A 17,980-nucleotide genomic window follows, 5' to 3' on the forward strand; every position below is an offset into this window, starting at 1 on the left:
TCCGCCCGCGCCCGGTGCCGGCGACTTGGAGCGCTGCACCAGGTACCAGGCACCGCCCCCGAGCGCCACGAGCAGCAGCAGGGCCAGCAGGCTCCCGACCCAGCGGCGCCGGCGCGCCGGAGGATGGGTCGGCGACACGACGGGTGGCAGGGGTTCGGGGGGCGTTTGGGAATCCATGGGCGGTGCGTGCGAAGGGGTGCGAAAAGGCGGCCTGAAGGGAGGCGGCCTAGAGTACAGCGCGAAATATCACTCCCGCAGTTTTCCGTGCCGTAAAGCGACGGTAAAGCTTCCGTTTGCGCGGCGCCCCGCCATCGCCGGGGTCGCCATTCGCGCCGGCGACCGGCACTTCACGCCGCCCACCCGCATTTCGTCGCATGGCCGTGGCGGGGGCCGGGCGGCATCGGCACAGTCCGCTCCATCGATTCCCTCCCTGCCCTCATTTCCTTCCACCCAACGGAGCCTCCCATGCTGATGCAAATCCTTCTTCACACCCCGAAGTGGGTGTTCGCCGTGTTCGTCCTGCTGGCCTGGCTCGGTGGCCGGCAGCTCGTGGCCAACCGCATCGGCCTGAACCGCGTGCTGGTGATGCCGGTCGCCATGGCCGGCCTGTCGTTCTGGGGCGTGATGTCGGTGTCCGGCGAGTCGGCCGGCGCCCTGCTCGGCTGGGCCATGGCCGCGCTGCTGCTCGTGGTGCTGGTGCTGCGCCGCCCGCTGCCGGCGACCACGCGCTACGACGCCGCGGCGCGCCAGTTCGAGGTGGCCGGCACCGCCGTGCCGCTGATGCTCATGATGGGCATCTTCCTCACCAAGTACGTGGTGGGCGTGTCGCTGGCCCTGCATCCGGAGCTGCGCCACCAGGCCGCCTTCGCCCTGGGCGTGCCGGCGCTGTACGGCGCCTTCAGCGGCGTCTTCGCGGCCCGCGCCGCACGCCTGTGGCGGCTGGCCGCCGCGTCGGGCGCGATGGTCAGCGGCGCCCGCGCGGCCTAAGATTCCGACGCCCCGCCCGCCCTTCGCCGCCAGGAACCGCCATGACCGTGCTCGTGTTGATCCTCAAGATTTCCATCTCGGTGGTGCTGCTTGCCTCGCTGGCCGAAGCGCTGGTGCTGTCATGGCGCAACGGCTGGCGCAGCTACGACTGGAAGGCGGCGGGCATCTCGGTGTTCGACTTCCTGGTGCGCGAATACCCGCTGCGCTGGCTGCTGCCGCTGGCCTTCTGGGTCGGCGCCATGGACTGGCTCTACGCCCACCGGCTCTTCACGCTGCCGATGGACCACTGGACCGGCTGGCTCGCCTGCTTCGTCGGCCAGGAGTTCTGCTACTACTGGTACCACCGCGCCGCGCACCGCGTGCGCTGGTTCTGGTGCACCCACGCCGTGCACCATTCGCCGAACCAGCTGAACCTGTCGGCCGCCTACCGCTTCGGCTGGACCGGCCGGCTCACCGGCACGCTGGCCTTCTTCCTGCTGGCGCCGCTCCTGGGCATGCCGCCGCGGATCATCCTGCTGATGCTCACGCTGAACCTGCTCTACCAGTTCTGGATTCACGCGACCTGGATTCCGAAGCTCGGCCCGCTCGAATGGGTGCTGAACACGCCCTCGGCCCACCGCGTGCACCACGCCTCGAACCTGGAGTACCTGGACGGCAACTACGGCGGCGTGCTGATCGTGTTCGACCGCCTGTTCGGCACCTACATCCCCGAGCGCGCCGACCTGCCCTGCCGCTACGGGCTGGTGAAGCCGATCACCTCGTACAACCTGTTCGAGATCGAGTTCAGCCAATGGCGCGACCTGTGGCGCGACCTGCGTTCGGCGCGTTCGCTGCGCGCCTTCGTCGGCTACCTCGTGAAGCCGCCGGGCTGGCGGCCGGACGGGCCGGGCGAGACCACCGAGGAGCTGCGCCAGCGCGCGGCCCTGGCACCTTCACCGTCGATGCCGGCATCGGCCGCCAGCGACTTCGTTCCCCTTTCACCTGTCTCTCTCAAGGAGCTGTCATGACCCCCATGTCCTCTTCCTCTTCTTCCTCCTCCTCTTCTTCGTCCGCCGACATCGAGCGGCGCGCCCGCCGCCGCGCCGGCGCCAAGATGGGCTGGTTCATCCATGCCTTCGTCTATGTGGTCGTCAATGTCGGGCTGGTTGCGCTCGCGGCCTCGCGCGGCCACAACTGGGCCGTGTACCCGCTCATGGGATGGGGCCTGGGCCTGCTGATCCACGGCGCCGTGGTCTGGCTCATCGCGCCCGGCGGCGGCCTGTACGACCAGCTGCTGGAACGTGAGCGCCGTGCGCTAGGCGGGGACCGCCGGTGACGGCCACGGCGGACGACACGCCACGCCCGTCGCGCTTTCGCGCCGAGAACCTGCGAGACATCCTGCGGCACGGCCTGATCACGGCCGCCTTCTGCTGCGTCATCGCCGCGGCGCTGACCGTCTCGGGCATGGGCAGCTGGAGTTCGCAGATGGTGTATTCGCTGTCGATCGGAACGATCAGCTGGCTGGTCATCGACACCGGGCGCCTGTTCATCAGCGGCCACCAGAACGTGCTCTGGCCGCACGGGCCCTGGGGCTTCGTGCTGGTGGCCTTCGGCGTCACGCTGGGCTTCCTCGGCGGCGGCGCCATCGGGGACGCCTGGGTCGGCCGGCCGCTGTTCGACTTCACCGGCTTCGCCCGGCACCGGATGGTCTCCACCATCGTCATCACGCTGGCGGCCACCATCGGCATGTGCTACTTCTTCTACAGCCTCGGGCGCAGCAAGCACATGCAGCGCCAGCTCGACCTGGCGCAGCGAGACGCCACGGACGCCCGCCTCAAGCTGCTCGAAACCCAGCTCGAGCCGCACATGCTGTTCAACACGCTGGCCAACCTGCGCGTGCTGATCACCGTCGACCCGCCGCGCGCCGTGGCGATGCTCGACCGGCTCAACAGTTATTTGCGCATGACGCTCAGCGGCTCGCGCGCGCTGTCGCATCCGCTGTCGGCCGAGTTCGACCGGCTGGGCGACTACCTCGAGCTGATGTCGGTGCGCATGGGCGAGCGCCTGCGCTACACGCTCGACCTGCCCGACGACCTGCGCGACACACCCGTGCCGCCGCTGCTGCTGCAGCCGCTGGTCGAGAACAGCATCCGCCACGGCCTCGAGCCCCAGGTCGAAGGCGGCGAAATTGCCGTGCGCGCGCGCCGCGAGGCGGGCGAACTGGTCATCGAGGTGAGCGACACCGGTGTCGGGCTCGATGCGGCACCGCCGCAGCCTTCGGAAGACGGAGGCTTCGGGCTCGAACAGGTGCGCGAGCGGCTGACCACCGTGTACGGCGAGCAAGGCCGCCTGAGCCTGGCCCCCGCGCCCACGGGCGGCGGAACGCGCGTCACCCTGAACCTTCCCCTGCCCGCCTGAACAGGCCCCACGACAACAACAAGAAGACGATGCCCCTCACCGCCCTCATCGCCGAAGACGAACCCCTGCTGGCCCAGGCCCTGCAGGCCGAACTGGCCGCCGCCTGGCCCGAGCTGCGCGTGGTCGCCACCGCCCGCGACGGCCGCAGCGCCGTGCGCGAGGCGTTAAGGCTGCTGCCGCAGGTGCTGTTCTTCGACATCCGCATGCCCGGCCTGGACGGCCTGGGCGCCGCCGCCGAACTGGCCGACAGCTGGCCCACCGACGAAGCGCCGATGCCGCAGCTGGTGTTCGTCACCGCCTACGACGAATACGCCGCGCGCGCCTTCGAGGCCGAAGCCATCGACTACGTGCTCAAGCCCGTGCAGCCCGAGCGCCTGCGCAAGACCGTGGCGCGGCTGCGGCAGGCGCTGGCGGCGGCCGCGCCGTCGATGACGCCGCCCATCCCGCCTGACGAGGCGCTGGAGCGCTCCCTCGCCCAATGGCGCCAGGTGCTGGGCGCCGCCGGCGGGGCCCCGTCGGCATCGTCGTCACCGTCAGCGCCGCTGCGCATGATCGCCGCCAGCGATGCCGGCGGCGCCACCGTGCGCATGGTGCCGATCGACGAGGTGCTGTATTTCGAGGCCGCCGACAAGTACTTGCGCGTGCTCACCGCCACGCAGGAATACCTGATCCGCACGCCGCTGAAGCAGCTGCTGCCCCAGCTCGATGCCGACACCTTCTGGCAGGTGCACCGGGCGGTGGTGGTGCGCAGCGCGGCCATCGAGGCGGTGCACCGCGACGAGGCCGGCAAGCTGCACCTCGCGCTGCGCGGGCGGGCCGAGAAGATCCCGGTCAGCCGGCTCTACGCCCACCTGTTTCGCGCCATGTGAAATCCAGGCGCCGGGCACGCAGCAAAAAGCCGGCCTTTTCGGGGCCGGCTTTTTTCATTCAGTCACGAATGGCGTTGTAAATCAGCGCCAGTGGCCGTGTCCGTGGCCATGACCGCGGTGATAACCACGACCGTAGTAGCGCGGGCCGTAATAGGCCGGCGGCGGTGCGTAGTAGACCGGTGCCGGACGGTAGTACACCGGCGGCGGCGGACGGTAGTAGACCGGGGGCGGCGGTGCGTAATACACCGGGGCCGGCGGCGCATAGACCGGGGCCGGGTAGTAGGCGGGACCGCCCACGCCGACCGCCACGCCGGGCACGCCGACGCCGATCGACCAGCTCACGTCGCCGCGGGCGCTGGCCGAGGTGGCGGCAAACAGCGCACCGAAGGCCACCGCACCGGTGGCGGCCCATTTGAAGAGGGTAGAACGTGTGACGCTCATGATGTGGGACTCCTTGTTGGGGGGCGTTGTGCGCCCCATGTCCGTATTGAACGCTGCAATTGCAAAGCGGGTGGACGCTGCATTGTGAAGAGCGTTGCCAAAAGTAACCCCGACAGGCCCCCCTCTAGAATGACGCGATGACCTCCCCGACCGACAAAAGCGGCACCAAAACGACCGCTGCACCGAGCAATTTCCTGCGCCACGTGATCGAGAACGACCTCGCACAGGGTGCCTACGCAGGCCGCACCTGGGGCGGTTCCCCGGGCGACGCCGCCCACCACGCCCAGGGCATGCCCGACCCCGCCAAGGTGCGCATGCGCTTTCCGCCCGAGCCCAATGGCTACCTGCACATCGGCCACGCCAAGAGCATCTGGCTGAATTTCGAGCTGGCCAAGGAATACGGCGGCGTGTGCCACCTGCGCTTCGACGACACCAACCCTGAGAAGGAAGAGCAGGAGTACGTCGATTCCATCCGCGACGCCGTGAAGTGGCTCGGCTACGAAACCTACCTGGCCGACCGCCCCAGCGCGCCCGGCACGATTCAGGAGCACGAGTATTTCGCCAGCAACTACTTCGACTTCATGTACGAAGCCGCCGAGTACCTGATCGGCGCCGGCCTGGCGTACGTCGACGAGCAGACGCCCGAAGAAATGCGCGCCAACCGCGGCGACTTCAACACGCCCGGCACCGACAGCCGCTTTCGCAGCCGCACGCCCGACGAAAACCTGGCGCGCTTTCGCGAAATGCGCGACGGCAAGCTCGCCGACGGCGCCGCCATCCTGCGCGCCAAGATCGACATGGCGAGCCCCAACATCAACATGCGCGACCCCGCGCTGTACCGCATCCGCCGCGCCACCCACCACAACACGGGCGACAAGTGGTGCATCTACCCGATGTACACCTACGCGCACCCCATCGAAGACGCGCTGGAGCAGATCACCCACTCCATCTGCACGCTCGAATTCGAAGACCAGCGCCCCTTCTACGACTGGCTGCTCGACCGCCTGGCCGAAGGCGGCTTGGTCGCCAGCCCGCACCCCCGCCAGTACGAATTCGCCCGCCTGAACGTGACCCACGTGATGACCAGCAAGCGCAAGCTGCGCCAGCTGGTCGAGGAAAAGCACGTCGACGGCTGGGACGACCCCCGCATGCCCACCATCGCCGGCCTGCGCCGCCGCGGCTACACGCCCGCCGCGCTGCAGCTGTTCTGCGAACGCAGCGGCACCACCAAGTCGGGCGGCTGGATCGAGTACGCCAGCCTGGAGGCCGCGCTGCGCGACACCCTCGACCCCATCGCGCCGCGCGCCATGGCCGTGCTCGACCCGGTGAAGCTCGTCATCACCAACTGGGGTGAGCTGATGGGCAGCGACGACACGCTCGACGACTGCTCCGCCCCCGTGCACCCGCACCACCCCGAAATGGGCAAGCGCGAATTCAAGCTCGGCCGCGAAGTCTGGATCGAGCGCACCGACTACGAAGACGTGCAGCCCAAGGGCTTCTTCCGCCTGTTCCCCGGCAACAAGGTGCGCCTCAAGTACGGCCACGTCATCGAATGCACCGGCGCCACGCGCGACGCCGACGGCAAGCTCCTCGAAGTGCAAGCCACGCTGGTGCCCGACACCAAGAGCGGCACGCCCGGCGCGGACGCGATCAAGGTCAAGGGCAACATCACCTGGGTGGCTGCTGCGGATGCCGTGCAGGCCGAGGTGCGGTTGTACGAGCGCCTCTTCGCCGAAGCCAACCCGGGCAGCGGCGAGCTGCTGGACGAGCTGAACAAGCACAGCCTCGAGGTGTGCACGGCCTTCGTCGAGCCTTCACTGGCGAAGGCCGAGCCCGGTGTCGGCATCCAGTTCGAACGGCATGGCTACTTCGTGCGCGACACGAAGGGCGGCGCCGCCGGCGGACAGGTGGTGTTCAACCGCGCGGCGGGGATGCGGGACAGCTGGGCCAAGTAAGCCCGCTGCCGCACTCTCCCGCAAAGCCGGGGCCGTCATGGCTCCGGCTTTTTTCTTGCGCCGAGCGTCGACAGACCCCGGCTATCCTGTCGGTTCATGAACGCCCCGAGCCTTTCTTCGTCCCGCCTCATCCGCTTCAACAAACCCTACGGCGTCCTCAGCCAGTTCACGCCCGAGGGCCGCTGGCGCGGGCTGAAGGACTTCATCGACCTCCCCGGTGTCTACGTCGCCGGCCGCCTCGATGCCGACAGCGAAGGCCTGCTGCTGCTCACCGACGACGGCAAGCTCCAGGCGCGCATCGCCGATCCGCGCTTCAAGATGGAGAAGACCTACTGGGTGCAGGTCGAGGGCGTGCCGACCGACGAAGCGCTGGCGGCGCTGCGCAACGGCGTGCAGCTCAACGACGGCCCCACGCGCCCCGCACGGGCACGCCGGCTCGACCCGCCGCCCGCCGTGTGGAACCGCGAGCCCCCCATCCGCGAGCGCAAGCTCATTCCCACCGCGTGGCTGGAGCTGGCGATCAGCGAAGGCCGCAACCGCCAGGTGCGGCGCATGACGGCGGCCGTGGGGCTGCCGACGCTGCGCCTCATCCGCGCCGCCATCGGGCCCTACACGCTCGACGGGCTCGCGCCCGGAACCTGGCGGGAACAGAGCGGCGGCTGAGCCGCCGCACCCTCAACTCCTCTTTCGAATCCTGTCCATGCACATGAATCTTCCTCTCTCCGATCTCCCTTCTGCTGCGTTGAACCGCCGCAGCGCCGTGCTCGGCGCCCTCGGCCTGCTGGCGCTGCCTGCCGGCGCCGCAGCCCCGGCCAAGAAGAACAACAACAAGCCGCAGGCGCCCGACGTCTGGCCGCGCGCCTCGCTGGTGCCGGGCGGCGTCGCCCGCCTGTCGCTCGGCCCCGCCGCCACGCGCCCCAAGGCTTTCGCCGATGATGTGCCGCTGCTGGTGCTGGGCGATCCGATCGAATGGACCGCGCTGGTCGGCATTCCGCTTGCCACCCCACCCGGCGAAGCCAGCATCAGCGTGCGCGCCGAGGGCAACAAGCCGGAGCGCCAGATCGCCTACACCGTCGCCCCGAAGCAGTACCGCGAACAACGCCTGACGGTGGCGCCGCGCACGGTCGACCTGTCGCCCGAGGACGAGGCTCGCTACACCAAGGAGCGCGATCACCTGGCCGGCGTGATGGCCACGCTCACCGACCTGCGCCCCGACGCCGCGCTGCAGATGCGCGTGCCCGTGCCGGGCCGCCGCTCCAGCTCGTTCGGCCTGCGCCGCGTGTTCAACGGCCAATCGCGCAATCCGCACAGCGGCATGGACATCGCAGCCGGCACCGGCACGCCCGTGCGCGCGCCGCTGGCCGGCAAGGTGATCGACACCGGCGACTACTTCTTCAACGGCGGCACCGTCTGGGTCGACCACGGCGGCGGCCTGCTGACGATGTACTGCCACCTGAGCCGTTGGGACGTGAAGGTGGGCGACGTGCTCAAGGCAGGCGAGCCGCTGGCCGCCGTGGGCGCGACGGGGCGGGTGACCGGGCCGCACCTTCATTGGGGGGTGATGCTGAATCGGACGATGGTGGACCCGGCGTTGTTCGTTGCGGGTTGAGGCACCCAGCCGGAACGCCGTCATGAGTGACAAAGCGCCGACCCTCTTCACCGAAGCCTGCCTAGCCTCCTCGTTCGCGCCCACCGAACGCCGCGAAGCCCTCGCCCGCCTCAACACCCTCTTGCACCCCGCCCTGCAGCGGATCGTCGCCGCCGAAGTCGCCGCGGGCAACCGCGTCGTCGATGTCGGCATCGACTGGCCCGACGAGGGCTCGGTGCACGTCACGCTCCAAAGGCATTTCACGGCCCGGCACGCCGGCAAGCAGGCCGCGTTCAGCCTCTGCGACGACCCGCATTACTGGCATGCCGACTACAGCACCGCGGACAAACCGCGGCACCTGCTGATCTGCTGAACTGAAGAACGCCGCCCTCAGAGCGGCCTGGTCAGGTACACCGCCTCGCGCCCCACGATCGTTCGCTGCGCGGGCATGAAGATCGTGCAGTCGTCGCACGGCGCGCGGATTTCGTCCGGACCGTTGGTGGCGATCAGCTCGCCCTTGGCAAAGGTCTCGAAGCCGATCAGCGGGCGCACGAAGGCGAAGTCTTCCGACTTGATGACGTGCGTCTGGAGCAGCTCGAAGCGACGCTGCTCGCCGGGCGTGGGCACGGCCGGGTCCTTGTCGATGAGGCCGAAGTGCGCCAGGAAGTCGAGCGAGATGGCCGTGGCCAGCTCGGAGGCCGAGCGCAGGAAATGCTGGCCGCACTCGGCCACCAGCGCCACGCCCTTGCCGTCGGCCCGGCCATGCTGACCGTGCTGGATCAGCGGCGTGCCCGAGCCCAGGCCGTCGGGCATCACCAGGTGCACCGACGGGCGGCCGATGGCCATGGCGGCCTCGGCGTTGCGATCGAAGGCCGGGTACACCCAGAACGGGATCACAGGCTGGCTCGTGGAATGGATGTCGAGGATGTGGTCGGCCGCGCTCACCACCGGGCGCAGCTCGCGGGCGCGGCGCAGCTCGGGGCTGTCCTCGCTGCCGTCGAGCCATTCGGGCGACCACACGCGGTTGAGGTTGTGCACCAGCTGGCGGCTGTCGAAAGGCAGCGCCTCGTTGAAGGACTCGTAGGCCGCCACGTTGGCAAAGCTGACGGTGAGCGTGCCGATCTTCGGGCGCACGCCGGTGTCGAGCAGGTGCGTGGCGGCGGTCATGCCGCAGATCTCGTTGCCGTGCGTCAGCGCGTTGATCAGCACGTGCGGACCGGGCTTGCCGGATTCGAAGCGGTGCACGTAGTCGATGCCGACGTTGCCCTCGCGGTAGGCGGACAGGTCGCGAGGGAGGACTTCGAGGGAGGGGGGCAATTGGGTCATGGGGTGGTGAACAGGTGGGATCGGGGGCCGCCGGCAAGTTTGCTACAGCTGGCAAATTCGTGCCGTGCGCCGCAAATCCCCCGTTGCGGCTCATGTCCTGAGCCGCAACGCCCTCACCAGTTCACTTCCCGCTCCGGCGTCGCCGAAATATGGTGGATCGACAGATCCGCCCCGTCGTACTCCTCCTCCTGCGACAGCCGCAACCCCATCGTCGCCTTGAGCACGCCGTACACCACGGCGCCGCCGATCAGCGCCCAGACCACGCCAAGCAAGGTGCCGATCAGCTGCGCCCACAGGTTCACGCCGCCGATGCCGCCCAGCGCCTGGGTGCCGAAGATGCCGGCCGCGATGCCGCCCCAGGTGCCGCACAGGCCGTGCAGCGGCCACACGCCGAGCACGTCGTCGATCTTCCATTTGTTCTGGGTGCGCGTGAACATGAAGACGAAGATGGCGCCGGCCACGCCGCCCGCCACGAGCGCGCCCAGCGGGTGCATGAGGTCGGAGCCGGCGCACACGGCCACGAGGCCGGCGAGCGGGCCGTTGTAGACGAAGCCGGGGTCGTTCTTGCCCATGGCCAGCGCCACCAGCGTGCCACCGACCATGGCCATCAGCGAGTTGACGGCGACAAGGCCCGAGATCTTGTCAATGCTCTGCGCGCTCATCACGTTGAAGCCGAACCAGCCCACGCACAGCACCCACGCGCCCAGCGCCAGGAACGGGATGTTCGACGGCGGGTGTGCGCTCAGCGAGCCGTCGCCCCGGTAGCGGTTGCGGCGCGCGCCCAGCAGCAGCACGGCCGGCAGCGCGAGCCAGCCGCCCACGGCGTGCACGACGACCGAGCCGGCGAAGTCATGGAACTCGTGGCCGGTGACCGAGGCGATCCAGCCCTGGATGCCGAAGGCCTTGTTCCAGGCGATGCCCTCGTACAGCGGGTAGACGAAACCGACGATCACCGCGGTGGCGATCAGCTGCGGCCAGAACTTGGCGCGCTCGGCGATGCCGCCCGAGATGATGGCCGGAATGGCCGCCGCGAAGGTCAGCAGGAAGAAGAACTTCACCAGCTCGTAGCCGCTTCTTGCCGACAGTTCGGTGGCGCTGACGAAGAAATGCGTGCCGTAAGCCACACCGTAGCCCACCAGGAAGTACACGATGGTCGAGACCGAGAAGTCGACCAGGATCTTGACCAGCGCATTGACCTGGTTCTTCTTGCGCACGGTGCCCAGTTCCAGAAAGGCAAAGCCGGCATGCATGGCCAGGACCATGATGGCGCCGAGAAGGATGAACAGCGCGTCAGCGCCCTGTTTGAGTGCGTCCATGAGAGCTTCTTGCAGGTTTTTGGTTTGATTTGGTGCGTCGCACCCGAACGGCTCGGGGCGCCGGCGCAAGAAAGCAAAAATGGTGCCTGAAGGCTCTTGAATGGTGCGAAACGACCCAGGAATGGGCCGATTTCGCAGGACGCGCACCGGATCGGAACGCGACGTCGCCGCGATCAGCCTGCGCCGCCGCGCAGCGCGTCGCGATACCGCCGGCTGCAGGGCACGCTCGTGCCGTCGTGCATGTGCAGCCGGGCATCGCCGCCGTCGAGCGGCTCGATCTCCTTGATGCGGCCCAGGTTCACCGCGTGGCTGCGGTGCACGCGCACGAAGGTGGCGGGGTCGAGCTGGGTCAGGAAGTCGGTGAGCGTGGCGCGCAGCAGGTAGTCGTGGCCGTTGACGTGCAGGCCGACGTAATTGCCCTCGGCCTGCAGCCAGTCGATGTCGGTGGCGGCAATGAGGAATTCGCGGCGCAGCTTGCGCACGAGAAAGCGTTCGGGGCGGGCCGGCGGCGGCGGTGCTGCCGGCGCGGGCACGTCCTGCACGGAGGGTTCGAAACCCTCCGGTTCCGCCAGCGCCTCGGGCACCGGCGCCACGCCCTCTTCCGGCGGATCGAGCACGCGCGCCTCGCCCTGCAGCCGCAGCATGAAGAGCCGGTAGGCCCACACGCCGAAGACCATCGTGGCGCAGACGCGCACGTCCTTCAGGTACTCGTAGCCCCATCGCCCCATGGCGCCGCCGAAGTCGTAGGGCTCGCCGGCGGCCGCGTACACCGCGGCGCGCAGCCCGAACATCGCCGCCACGTGCGCCAGGCTCAGGAGCACGCTGGCCAGCAGATGCCCGACGAGAAAGCGCACCCAGTGGTCGCGCGCCAGCGGCGACAGCCGGCGCTCCACGGCCACCAGCACCGGCACCAGGGCCAGCAGCGCGACGTGGCTCGACACCTCCCAGGTGACGACCTCCCAGTTCGCGCGCGGCACGGCGCGGCTGCGGGCGTCGATGAGCGCGACCACGGTGCTGATTGCGGCGTGCACCGTCATCAGCACGATCCAGAAGCCGACCTCGACGTACCGTCGGATCGGTTCATAGCGCTCGTACAGGTTCTTGTGCGGCTCGCTCATGCGGGGATTCTCGCGAACCGGGGGCCGGATTTCGTCCCTGGGGGCCACCGTTCGTCACAAATCCGGGCCGATCCGTCCCGGCGATGGCCCCGGGGGCGGGCACGGGGGCCACGATGGCCGCCGTTTCTTCGCTCCAGGAGCCCGCCATGCCCTCCGATTCCGTTCCCACACCGCAGCGCCGCCACGACATCGACGCCCTGCGCGCCCTCGCCTTCCTGCTCGTCATCCTCTACCACGTGGGCATGTACTACGTGGCCGACTGGCCCTGGCACCTGAAGAGCCCGCACGCGGCCGAGTGGCTGCCGTGGCCGATGCGGGTGCTGAACCTGTGGCGCATGGACCTGGTCTTCCTGATCTCGGGCGTGTCGCTCGGTTTCCTGAGCCGGGGCCAGGGCACCTGGGGCCTGCTGCGCAGCCGGGGCCTGCGGCTGATGCTGCCGCTGGCCTTCGGCATGGCGGTGGTCGTGCCCTACCAGGCCTATGCCGAAGGTGTGGCGCGCGGGCTGGTGGCGCCGGGCTTCGGCACCTTCCTGCTGCGCTACCTGTCGATGGGCGCGCCGTGGCCCAAGGGCGCGTTCGCGGGGGCGGAGTTCGGCATCACCTGGAACCACCTCTGGTACCTGCCCTACCTGTTCCTCTACACGGCGCTGGTCGCGCTGACGCTGCCGCTGTGGCGCTCGGCCGCCGGCCAGTGGGTGCGGCGGCGCTTCAACGGGCTGCGCGGCTGGCAGCTGCTGGTGTTGCCCGCACTGCCGCTGCTGGCGTGGACGGTGCTGCTGGCGCGGCACTTTCCGGCCACGCACAACCTGGTGTGGGACTTTCACCTGCACAGCATCTACTTCACCGTCTTCCTCTACGGCTACTGGATGGGCGTGGACACGGGCATCTGGCGCGAACTCGAACGGCTGCGCCGCGTGTCGCTGCTGCTGGCGGTGGCGGCGATCGGCGCGTTCATCGCGCTGCGCGTCGGGGCGGTCGTTGCGCCCAAGGGGCTGCTGATGGACGTGCTGCGCACCGCCTACCTGTGGCTCGCGGTCGCCACGATCCTGGGCCATGGCCATCGCCACCTGAACCGCCCCTGGCCCTGGCTGCGCTGGGCCAACGAATCGGTCTACCCCTGGTACATGCTGCACCAGACGCTGATCGTCGCGGGCGTGGCGTTGCTGGTGCCGCTGGCGCTGGGCCCGGTGTGGGAGCCCGTGGCGCTGGTCGCCGTGACCATTGCCGGCTGCTGGCTGCTGACCGACGGGCTGATCCGCCGCGTCGGCTGGCTGCGCCCACTGTTCGGGCTGAAGCGCAAGCCCGAGGCCGAGCCTGCCGTGGTGCTTACGCCGCCTGCTTCGGCTTCGGCGTCGTCGACGCCTCGTCCACCGGCACCAGGATGGCGTTCGCCGTCGCCACGAGCTTGAGCTTGTCTTCGCCCTGGCCCTCGGGCTGCGCGAACAGCTCGGCCCCGACGAACACCTGCTTGCGCCCCGCCTTCACCACGCGCCCGCGCGCCACGAAGGCCTCGCCGATGGCGGGCGAGATGCAGTTGATGGAGAAATGCGAGGCCAGCACGCGGCCCGCCACGGTGGCGGCCGCGAAGCCGCTCACGGTGTCGAGCAGCGCGGCGATCATCCCCGCGTGCAGGAAGCCGGTGTACTGGCCCATGTCTTCCTCGCGCCATTTCATGCGCAGTTCGGCCTGCCCGTCGGCGGCCTGTGTGACGTCGAAGCCGGCCCAGCGGTTGAAGGCGGCCGAACGGTTGATGGCCTGGATCGTGTCGAGCATGGGGGGTGTCCTTTCAGGGGAGTGGATGGAAGGCGAGACCCACTCTAGGAAGTGGAACCGCCGCGCACCGTCTCTTGGGTGACCGGTTCGCCGCCGGCAGATGCCTGCGCGACAGCAACGCGCCCGCGTCACATCGGCGTCATGAAAAAAACTTTGCGACGCCTTAACCCCGTTCGCCCGCCCCGTCCGTAGAAGCAGAGATTCGTCACCGACTTTCTTCCGGAAGGCTTTCCATGCACACACCGTTCTCCGCCCGTCCCCTCCTGCGTGCCACCGCCGTCGCCGCCCTCTGGCTGGCCGCGGGCGCCGGTGCCCATGCGCAACTGCAGGCCGACGCCTCGCGCATCACCCAGGTCAAGGTCTACCCCGGCAGCGCCACGGTGGAGCGCGTGGCGCGTGTCGCGGCCGGCAGCCGCTCGGTCACCTTCGCCTGCCTGCCGGCGGGGCTCGACGTGCAGAGCCTGCAGGTGTCGGCTGGCGCGGCGGTGCGCGTGGGCGAGACCTCGGTGCTCAGCGAGGCGCGCGAGCTCTCGGCGAACTGCGCCACCAGCGCGCTCGACGGCCGCATCCGCGAGCTCGAAGACCGCAAGGCCGCGCTGCAGGCCGAGACCGATGCGCTGGGCATGGTCACGGGTTATCTCAAGGGACTGTCGGGCGGCGAGTCGGGCCCCGGCGCGCGTGCGCCGATCGACGCGCGCAACCTCACAGCCGTGACCGAGGCGATGCGCCGTTCGGGCCAGGACGCGCTGCTCAAGCAGCACCAGATCCAGCGCCAGCAGACCGACCTCGACCGCCAGCTCAAGCCGCTGCTGGCCGAGCGCGGCCGCACGCAGGGCCAGGGCGCGCAGGTGACGGCCGTCACCGTCACGCTGGCCGCCAGTGCCGATGCCGACGTGAAGCTCAGCTACCAGGTCAACGGCCCCGGCTGGACGCCCAGCTACCGCGCGCTGCTCGACACCACGACGCGCAAGGTGCGCATCGAGCGCCAGGCGCTGGTGGCGCAGGCCACGGGCGAGGACTGGCGCGGCGTGAAGCTGGTGCTGTCCACCGGCCAGCCGCGCCGCGAAACCACGGGGCGCACGCCGGGCGCGTGGCGCATCGGCATCGAGCCGCCGCCGCGCGCGAATGCCGAGTCGGCGTACATGGCCGCGCCGATGCCCGCCGCCGCCCCGGCCGCCATTGCCGCCGACCGCAAGATGGCCATGGAGCGCGCACGCGAGCCGCTGTTCGACGTGAGCGTGTTCGACAACAGCTTCGCCACCGAATTCGCCGTGCCGCAGAGCATCGACGTGCCTTCCAACGGCCAGCGCGTGACCCTGGCGCTGGGCCAGCATGAGGACACCGCGCAGCTCGCCGCGCGCACCAGCCCGCGCGTGGACCCGAGCGCCTTCCTGGTCGCCGAGATGACGCAGCCCTCGGGCGTGTGGCCGGCCGGCCCGATGCAGCTGTACCGCGACGGCAACTTCGTCGGCCAGGGCCGCTGGAACGCGCCGAGCGACGCGAAGCTCACGCTCTCGTTCGGCCGCGACGAGCTGGTGCGCGTGCAAGTCGAGCCCGAGCGCGACAACCAGGGCTCGGGCGGCTTCGTCGGCTCGCGCGCCGAACGCCAGGTGCAACGCGCCTACGTGGTCGAGAACCGCCACCGCACGCCGATCGCGGTGCAGGTGCTGGAGGCCGCGCCGGTGTCGGTCGACGAGCAGGTACGCGTGACCACGCGCTTTGCGCCGCAACCCGCTGATCAGGCGTGGAACAAGCAGCCGGGGCTGGCGATGTGGCGCTTCGACCTGGACGCGGGGCAGACGGCGCGCGTGTCGGCGGACTACACGATCGGGTATCCGAAGGATGCGCGGTTGCAGATGCGCTGAGGGTGTGTGTTCGGGGCGCGTGCACAGGCCACCGGGTACTTCCCTCCGCGAATGTCCCCCGGCCTGCGGCCTCCTCCTTGATTTCGCTGCGGGAAGCACCCAGTGTCCTGCGCACAGGGCAGGCTGCTGGATCTCCCCAGCACACGGGGTTCAGAAGTCGAACTTCGCCGACACCTCGAAGGTCCGCCGCGGCGCCAGCAGCACCTGGTTCGCGGCGCGGCCGGTCCAGGTCGCGTAGAGCCGGTCCGTCAGGTTGCGCACACGGAAACTCAACAGGGCATTTTTCAACCGGTAGCTCACGGCCGCATCGACCGTGGTGAAGCCGTTGATGCGGATCTGGTTGGCGTTGTCGGTGTACATCGGCCCCGTGTGATTCAGCGACGCGAAGTATTCGAACTTCGAGCCGTCAGGCCGGTAGGTGGCGAAGACGTTGGCCATGCGCTCGGGCACGTTCGGCGGGGTCTTGCCCACGCGCGAGACGTTGCCGGCCTCGACCAGCGTGTCGAAGCGCGCATCGAGCGCCGCCAGGTTGCCCGCCAGCGTCCATTCGCGCGTGGGCTTCCACACGGCCGACAGCTCGAGGCCACGCGACGACTGGCGGCCGTTGTTCACGGTGGAGGCGGCGTTGTTCGGATCGCGCGAGAGCACGTTGTCGAGTTCGATCTTGTACAGCGCCGCGGTCCACTCCAGGTTCGCTGCGGGCAGGCTCTGCTTGAAGCCCACCTCGGCCTGCTTGCCGCGCGACATCGGGAACGCGGCGTTCGACGCCGACAGCAAGAAGAGCGACCCGACCGGCAGCGTGGCGTTGGTGTACTGCGCGTACAGGCTCGACTGCGGCGACAGGTCGTACACCGCGCCGAGGCGCCCCGAGGTGGCGCGGTAGCTCGCACCGAAGCGCGTGACGCTGCCTGCGTTCAGGTCCCAGATGCGGCGGTCGACCTCGGTGCGGTCGTGGCGCAGGCCGCCGACCAGCGTGAGGTCGCGCATCGGCTTGAGCGCGTCTTCCACGAAGACCGAGGCAACCTTCACGCGCGAGAAGGTGTCGGCGCGGTTGCCCGCGCCGGTGGTCAGCGCGGGGTTGTCGTCGAAGTAGCCGGTGTACGGGTCGAACACCGGCACGCGCAGTTGCGCGGTGGTGGTGGGGCTGCTGTTGGAGAAGCGGCGCTGGCTGCCGAAGCGCGTTTCGCTGTATTCGCCGCCGACGACGAAGCGGTTGTCCAGCCCGGCGATCTTTCCCTTGTGCGTGGCGTCGAAGCGGTCGAGCCAGAAGTCCTGGTCGTGCGTGATGAGCGTCTGGTCGCGCGCGATGCTGGCGGGCGGTACGAAGGTCGCGCTTTCGGAATTGCGGAACATGCGCTTCGACTGGTTAGCCGAGAACTCGTTGCGCCATGACCAGCCGCCGTTTAGCTGCCCCGTGAGGCGCGCGCGCAGCCAGTAGGTTTCTGAAGAGTTCTCGTCGTCGCGCACGTTGTAGTTGGTGCGCGCCATGCGCCGGTCGATCACGCGGCCGTCGGGCGTGCTGACGACGTTCGTCGGCTGCGTGGCGAATCTGCGCGGCACGAGCGGCGTGCCCCAGTAGGCGTCGTTGTCGTCGCGCAGGTAGTCGAACGACAGGTCCAGCTTCACCGAGCCGCCCAGGTCCACCAAGAGGCCGCTCGTGAAGTGGTCGATGCGCTCGCCGTTGCGGTCGATGGTGCCCACCTTGGTGTCGTTGCGGCTGTAGTCGAGCCGGTAGGCGCTGGCCTCGCCGAGTGCGCCGCCGAAGCCGAAGGCCGCGCGCGTGGAGCCGTAGCTGCCGTACGAAAGCAGCGCTTCCTTGTGCGGGTTGCTGCGGTCGGGTCGCTTGGTCACGAAGTTGACGATGCCGCCGATGGCGCCTTCGCCGTCGAGCACCGAGGCCGGGCCCTTGAGCACTTCGATGCGCTCGTAGTTCCAGGTGTCCTGCACGCGGTTGGTGACGCCCGCGCCCGAGCTGCGCACGCCGTCGTACAGGTACATGAGGCTGGTGAAGCCGCGCAGCGACAGCGTGGTCGGCGACGACGGCGGGCCGCCGCCCGAGAGGCCCGCCATGCCGCGCAATGCTTCGCTGAAGGTGCGCGCGCCGCGCTGCTGGATCGCGTCCTGCGACAGGATCTCGACCGAGGCCGGCGTCTCGCGCACCGACAGGCCCAGGCGCGAGGCCGTGCCGCTCGACTCATCGAGGTGCAGGCTGTTCGCGTCGCGGCTGCCTTCGATGGTGACGGTGCCGAGTTCGGCGTTGTTGCTGCTGCTGTCTTGTGCAGAGGCGACTTGCAAGGCGGTGAAGGCGGCCAGCGCGACGGTGGTGCGGGTGAACGGGGTCATGG

Annotated in this window: 17 protein-coding genes; 11 read left to right on the plus strand and 6 right to left on the minus strand. The window is 69.4% G+C overall.

What is annotated here, in order from left to right; all coding sequences use genetic code 11:
- Positions 1-438 precede the first annotated feature (438 nt).
- The 5 genes from VBO01S_RS17310 to VBO01S_RS17330 are packed head-to-tail and all read left to right on the plus strand — an operon-like array spanning position 439 to position 4,253.
- A complete protein-coding gene (locus VBO01S_RS17310) occupies positions 439-987 on the plus strand; it encodes a DUF6622 family protein (RefSeq protein ID WP_370681244.1) in 549 nt (182 codons plus the stop codon).
- A gap of 41 nt (positions 988-1,028) precedes the next feature.
- Positions 1,029-1,994 carry a sterol desaturase family protein gene (locus tag VBO01S_RS17315; RefSeq protein WP_062476916.1) on the plus strand — a complete coding sequence of 322 codons (966 nt, stop codon included), beginning with the start codon at positions 1,029-1,031 and terminating at the stop codon, positions 1,992-1,994.
- A gap of 5 nt (positions 1,995-1,999) precedes the next feature.
- Complete coding sequence (locus VBO01S_RS17320) at positions 2,000-2,302, plus strand: 2TM domain-containing protein (RefSeq protein ID WP_174543674.1); 303 nt, start codon at positions 2,000-2,002, stop codon at positions 2,300-2,302.
- Positions 2,299-3,384 carry a sensor histidine kinase gene (locus VBO01S_RS17325; RefSeq protein ID WP_062476922.1) on the plus strand — a complete coding sequence of 362 codons (1,086 nt, stop codon included), beginning with the start codon at positions 2,299-2,301 and terminating at the stop codon, positions 3,382-3,384. Before VBO01S_RS17320 ends, VBO01S_RS17325 begins: the two co-directional genes overlap by 4 nt.
- Before the next feature lie 29 nt (positions 3,385-3,413).
- Positions 3,414-4,253 (plus strand): LytR/AlgR family response regulator transcription factor, encoded by an 840-nt coding sequence (locus VBO01S_RS17330; RefSeq protein WP_062476924.1) that lies wholly within the window; start codon positions 3,414-3,416, stop codon positions 4,251-4,253.
- Positions 4,254-4,334: 81 nt separating this feature from the next.
- On the opposite strand, the gene VBO01S_RS17335 is transcribed toward VBO01S_RS17330, so the two are convergent.
- Positions 4,335-4,694, minus strand: coding sequence for a hypothetical protein (locus tag VBO01S_RS17335; RefSeq protein ID WP_062476927.1), 360 nt, complete (start codon positions 4,692-4,694; stop codon positions 4,335-4,337).
- Between the two features lie 137 nt (positions 4,695-4,831).
- On the opposite strand from VBO01S_RS17335, the gene VBO01S_RS17340 reads away from it, so the two are divergent.
- The 4 genes from VBO01S_RS17340 (at position 4,832) to VBO01S_RS17355 (ending at position 8,610) form a co-directional block, all read left to right on the plus strand.
- On the plus strand, positions 4,832-6,649 hold the full coding sequence (locus VBO01S_RS17340; RefSeq protein ID WP_062476930.1) for a glutamine--tRNA ligase/YqeY domain fusion protein: 1,818 nt from the start codon (positions 4,832-4,834) through the stop codon (positions 6,647-6,649).
- 96 nt (positions 6,650-6,745) lie between these two features.
- Entirely contained in the window at positions 6,746-7,312 is a 567-nt protein-coding gene (locus VBO01S_RS17345) for a pseudouridine synthase (RefSeq protein WP_062476933.1), read from the plus strand.
- A 43-nt stretch (positions 7,313-7,355) separates the two neighbouring features.
- Positions 7,356-8,258, plus strand: coding sequence for a peptidoglycan DD-metalloendopeptidase family protein (locus VBO01S_RS17350; protein ID WP_082818177.1), 903 nt, complete (start codon positions 7,356-7,358; stop codon positions 8,256-8,258).
- 22 nt (positions 8,259-8,280) lie between these two features.
- Complete coding sequence (locus tag VBO01S_RS17355) at positions 8,281-8,610, plus strand: hypothetical protein (RefSeq protein ID WP_062476941.1); 330 nt, start codon at positions 8,281-8,283, stop codon at positions 8,608-8,610.
- Between the two features lie 17 nt (positions 8,611-8,627).
- Here VBO01S_RS17355 and VBO01S_RS17360 read toward each other — a convergent pair whose 3' ends face one another.
- From VBO01S_RS17360 to VBO01S_RS17370, 3 genes are all read right to left on the minus strand, one after another.
- Complete coding sequence (locus tag VBO01S_RS17360) at positions 8,628-9,563, minus strand: M14 family metallopeptidase (protein ID WP_062476944.1); 936 nt, start codon at positions 9,561-9,563, stop codon at positions 8,628-8,630.
- Positions 9,564-9,676: 113 nt separating this feature from the next.
- The gene (locus tag VBO01S_RS17365) at positions 9,677-10,879 is read right to left on the minus strand and encodes an ammonium transporter (protein WP_062476947.1); all 1,203 of its coding nucleotides are present in this window, start codon (positions 10,877-10,879) and stop codon (positions 9,677-9,679) included.
- A gap of 173 nt (positions 10,880-11,052) precedes the next feature.
- Positions 11,053-11,997, minus strand: a complete 945-nt coding sequence (locus VBO01S_RS17370; RefSeq protein WP_062476950.1) for a LytTR family DNA-binding domain-containing protein — start codon at positions 11,995-11,997, stop codon at positions 11,053-11,055.
- Positions 11,998-12,143: 146 nt separating this feature from the next.
- Between VBO01S_RS17370 and VBO01S_RS17375 the strand changes: the two genes are divergently transcribed.
- The gene (locus VBO01S_RS17375) at positions 12,144-13,406 is read left to right on the plus strand and encodes an acyltransferase family protein (protein WP_062476952.1); all 1,263 of its coding nucleotides are present in this window, start codon (positions 12,144-12,146) and stop codon (positions 13,404-13,406) included.
- On the opposite strand, the gene VBO01S_RS17380 is transcribed toward VBO01S_RS17375, so the two are convergent.
- The gene (locus tag VBO01S_RS17380; RefSeq protein WP_062476955.1) at positions 13,324-13,770 is read right to left on the minus strand and encodes a PaaI family thioesterase; all 447 of its coding nucleotides are present in this window, start codon (positions 13,768-13,770) and stop codon (positions 13,324-13,326) included. The genes VBO01S_RS17375 and VBO01S_RS17380 overlap by 83 nt on opposite strands.
- A gap of 233 nt (positions 13,771-14,003) precedes the next feature.
- On the opposite strand from VBO01S_RS17380, the gene VBO01S_RS17385 reads away from it, so the two are divergent.
- Positions 14,004-15,635: a DUF4139 domain-containing protein gene (locus VBO01S_RS17385; RefSeq protein WP_062476958.1), complete on the plus strand. Its 1,632-nt coding sequence runs from the start codon at positions 14,004-14,006 to the stop codon at positions 15,633-15,635.
- A 150-nt stretch (positions 15,636-15,785) separates the two neighbouring features.
- On the opposite strand, the gene VBO01S_RS17390 is transcribed toward VBO01S_RS17385, so the two are convergent.
- The gene (locus VBO01S_RS17390) at positions 15,786-17,978 is read right to left on the minus strand and encodes a TonB-dependent receptor (protein ID WP_062476961.1); all 2,193 of its coding nucleotides are present in this window, start codon (positions 17,976-17,978) and stop codon (positions 15,786-15,788) included.
- Positions 17,979-17,980 lie beyond the last annotated feature (2 nt).

The organism is Variovorax boronicumulans NBRC 103145 (assembly GCF_001591345.1).
GTDB classification, from domain to species: Bacteria; Pseudomonadota; Gammaproteobacteria; order Burkholderiales; family Burkholderiaceae_C; genus Variovorax; species Variovorax boronicumulans.

Coding starts and splice junctions, on each gene's coding strand:
- VBO01S_RS17315 (WP_062476916.1), top strand. CDS start 1,029: ATGACCGTGCTCGTGTTGATCCTCAAGATTTCCATCTCGGTGGTGCTG.
- VBO01S_RS17320 (WP_174543674.1), top strand. CDS start 2,000: ATGTCCTCTTCCTCTTCTTCCTCCTCCTCTTCTTCGTCCGCCGACATC.
- VBO01S_RS17330 (WP_062476924.1), top strand. CDS start 3,414: ATGCCCCTCACCGCCCTCATCGCCGAAGACGAACCCCTGCTGGCCCAG.
- VBO01S_RS17335 (WP_062476927.1), bottom strand. CDS start 4,694: ATGAGCGTCACACGTTCTACCCTCTTCAAATGGGCCGCCACCGGTGCG.
- VBO01S_RS17340 (WP_062476930.1), top strand. CDS start 4,832: ATGACCTCCCCGACCGACAAAAGCGGCACCAAAACGACCGCTGCACCG.
- VBO01S_RS17345 (WP_062476933.1), top strand. CDS start 6,746: ATGAACGCCCCGAGCCTTTCTTCGTCCCGCCTCATCCGCTTCAACAAA.
- VBO01S_RS17350 (WP_082818177.1), top strand. CDS start 7,356: ATGAATCTTCCTCTCTCCGATCTCCCTTCTGCTGCGTTGAACCGCCGC.
- VBO01S_RS17355 (WP_062476941.1), top strand. CDS start 8,281: ATGAGTGACAAAGCGCCGACCCTCTTCACCGAAGCCTGCCTAGCCTCC.
- VBO01S_RS17360 (WP_062476944.1), bottom strand. CDS start 9,563: ATGACCCAATTGCCCCCCTCCCTCGAAGTCCTCCCTCGCGACCTGTCC.
- VBO01S_RS17365 (WP_062476947.1), bottom strand. CDS start 10,879: ATGGACGCACTCAAACAGGGCGCTGACGCGCTGTTCATCCTTCTCGGC.
- VBO01S_RS17370 (WP_062476950.1), bottom strand. CDS start 11,997: ATGAGCGAGCCGCACAAGAACCTGTACGAGCGCTATGAACCGATCCGA.
- VBO01S_RS17375 (WP_062476952.1), top strand. CDS start 12,144: ATGCCCTCCGATTCCGTTCCCACACCGCAGCGCCGCCACGACATCGAC.
- VBO01S_RS17380 (WP_062476955.1), bottom strand. CDS start 13,770: ATGCTCGACACGATCCAGGCCATCAACCGTTCGGCCGCCTTCAACCGC.
- VBO01S_RS17385 (WP_062476958.1), top strand. CDS start 14,004: ATGCACACACCGTTCTCCGCCCGTCCCCTCCTGCGTGCCACCGCCGTC.
- VBO01S_RS17390 (WP_062476961.1), bottom strand. CDS start 17,978: ATGACCCCGTTCACCCGCACCACCGTCGCGCTGGCCGCCTTCACCGCC.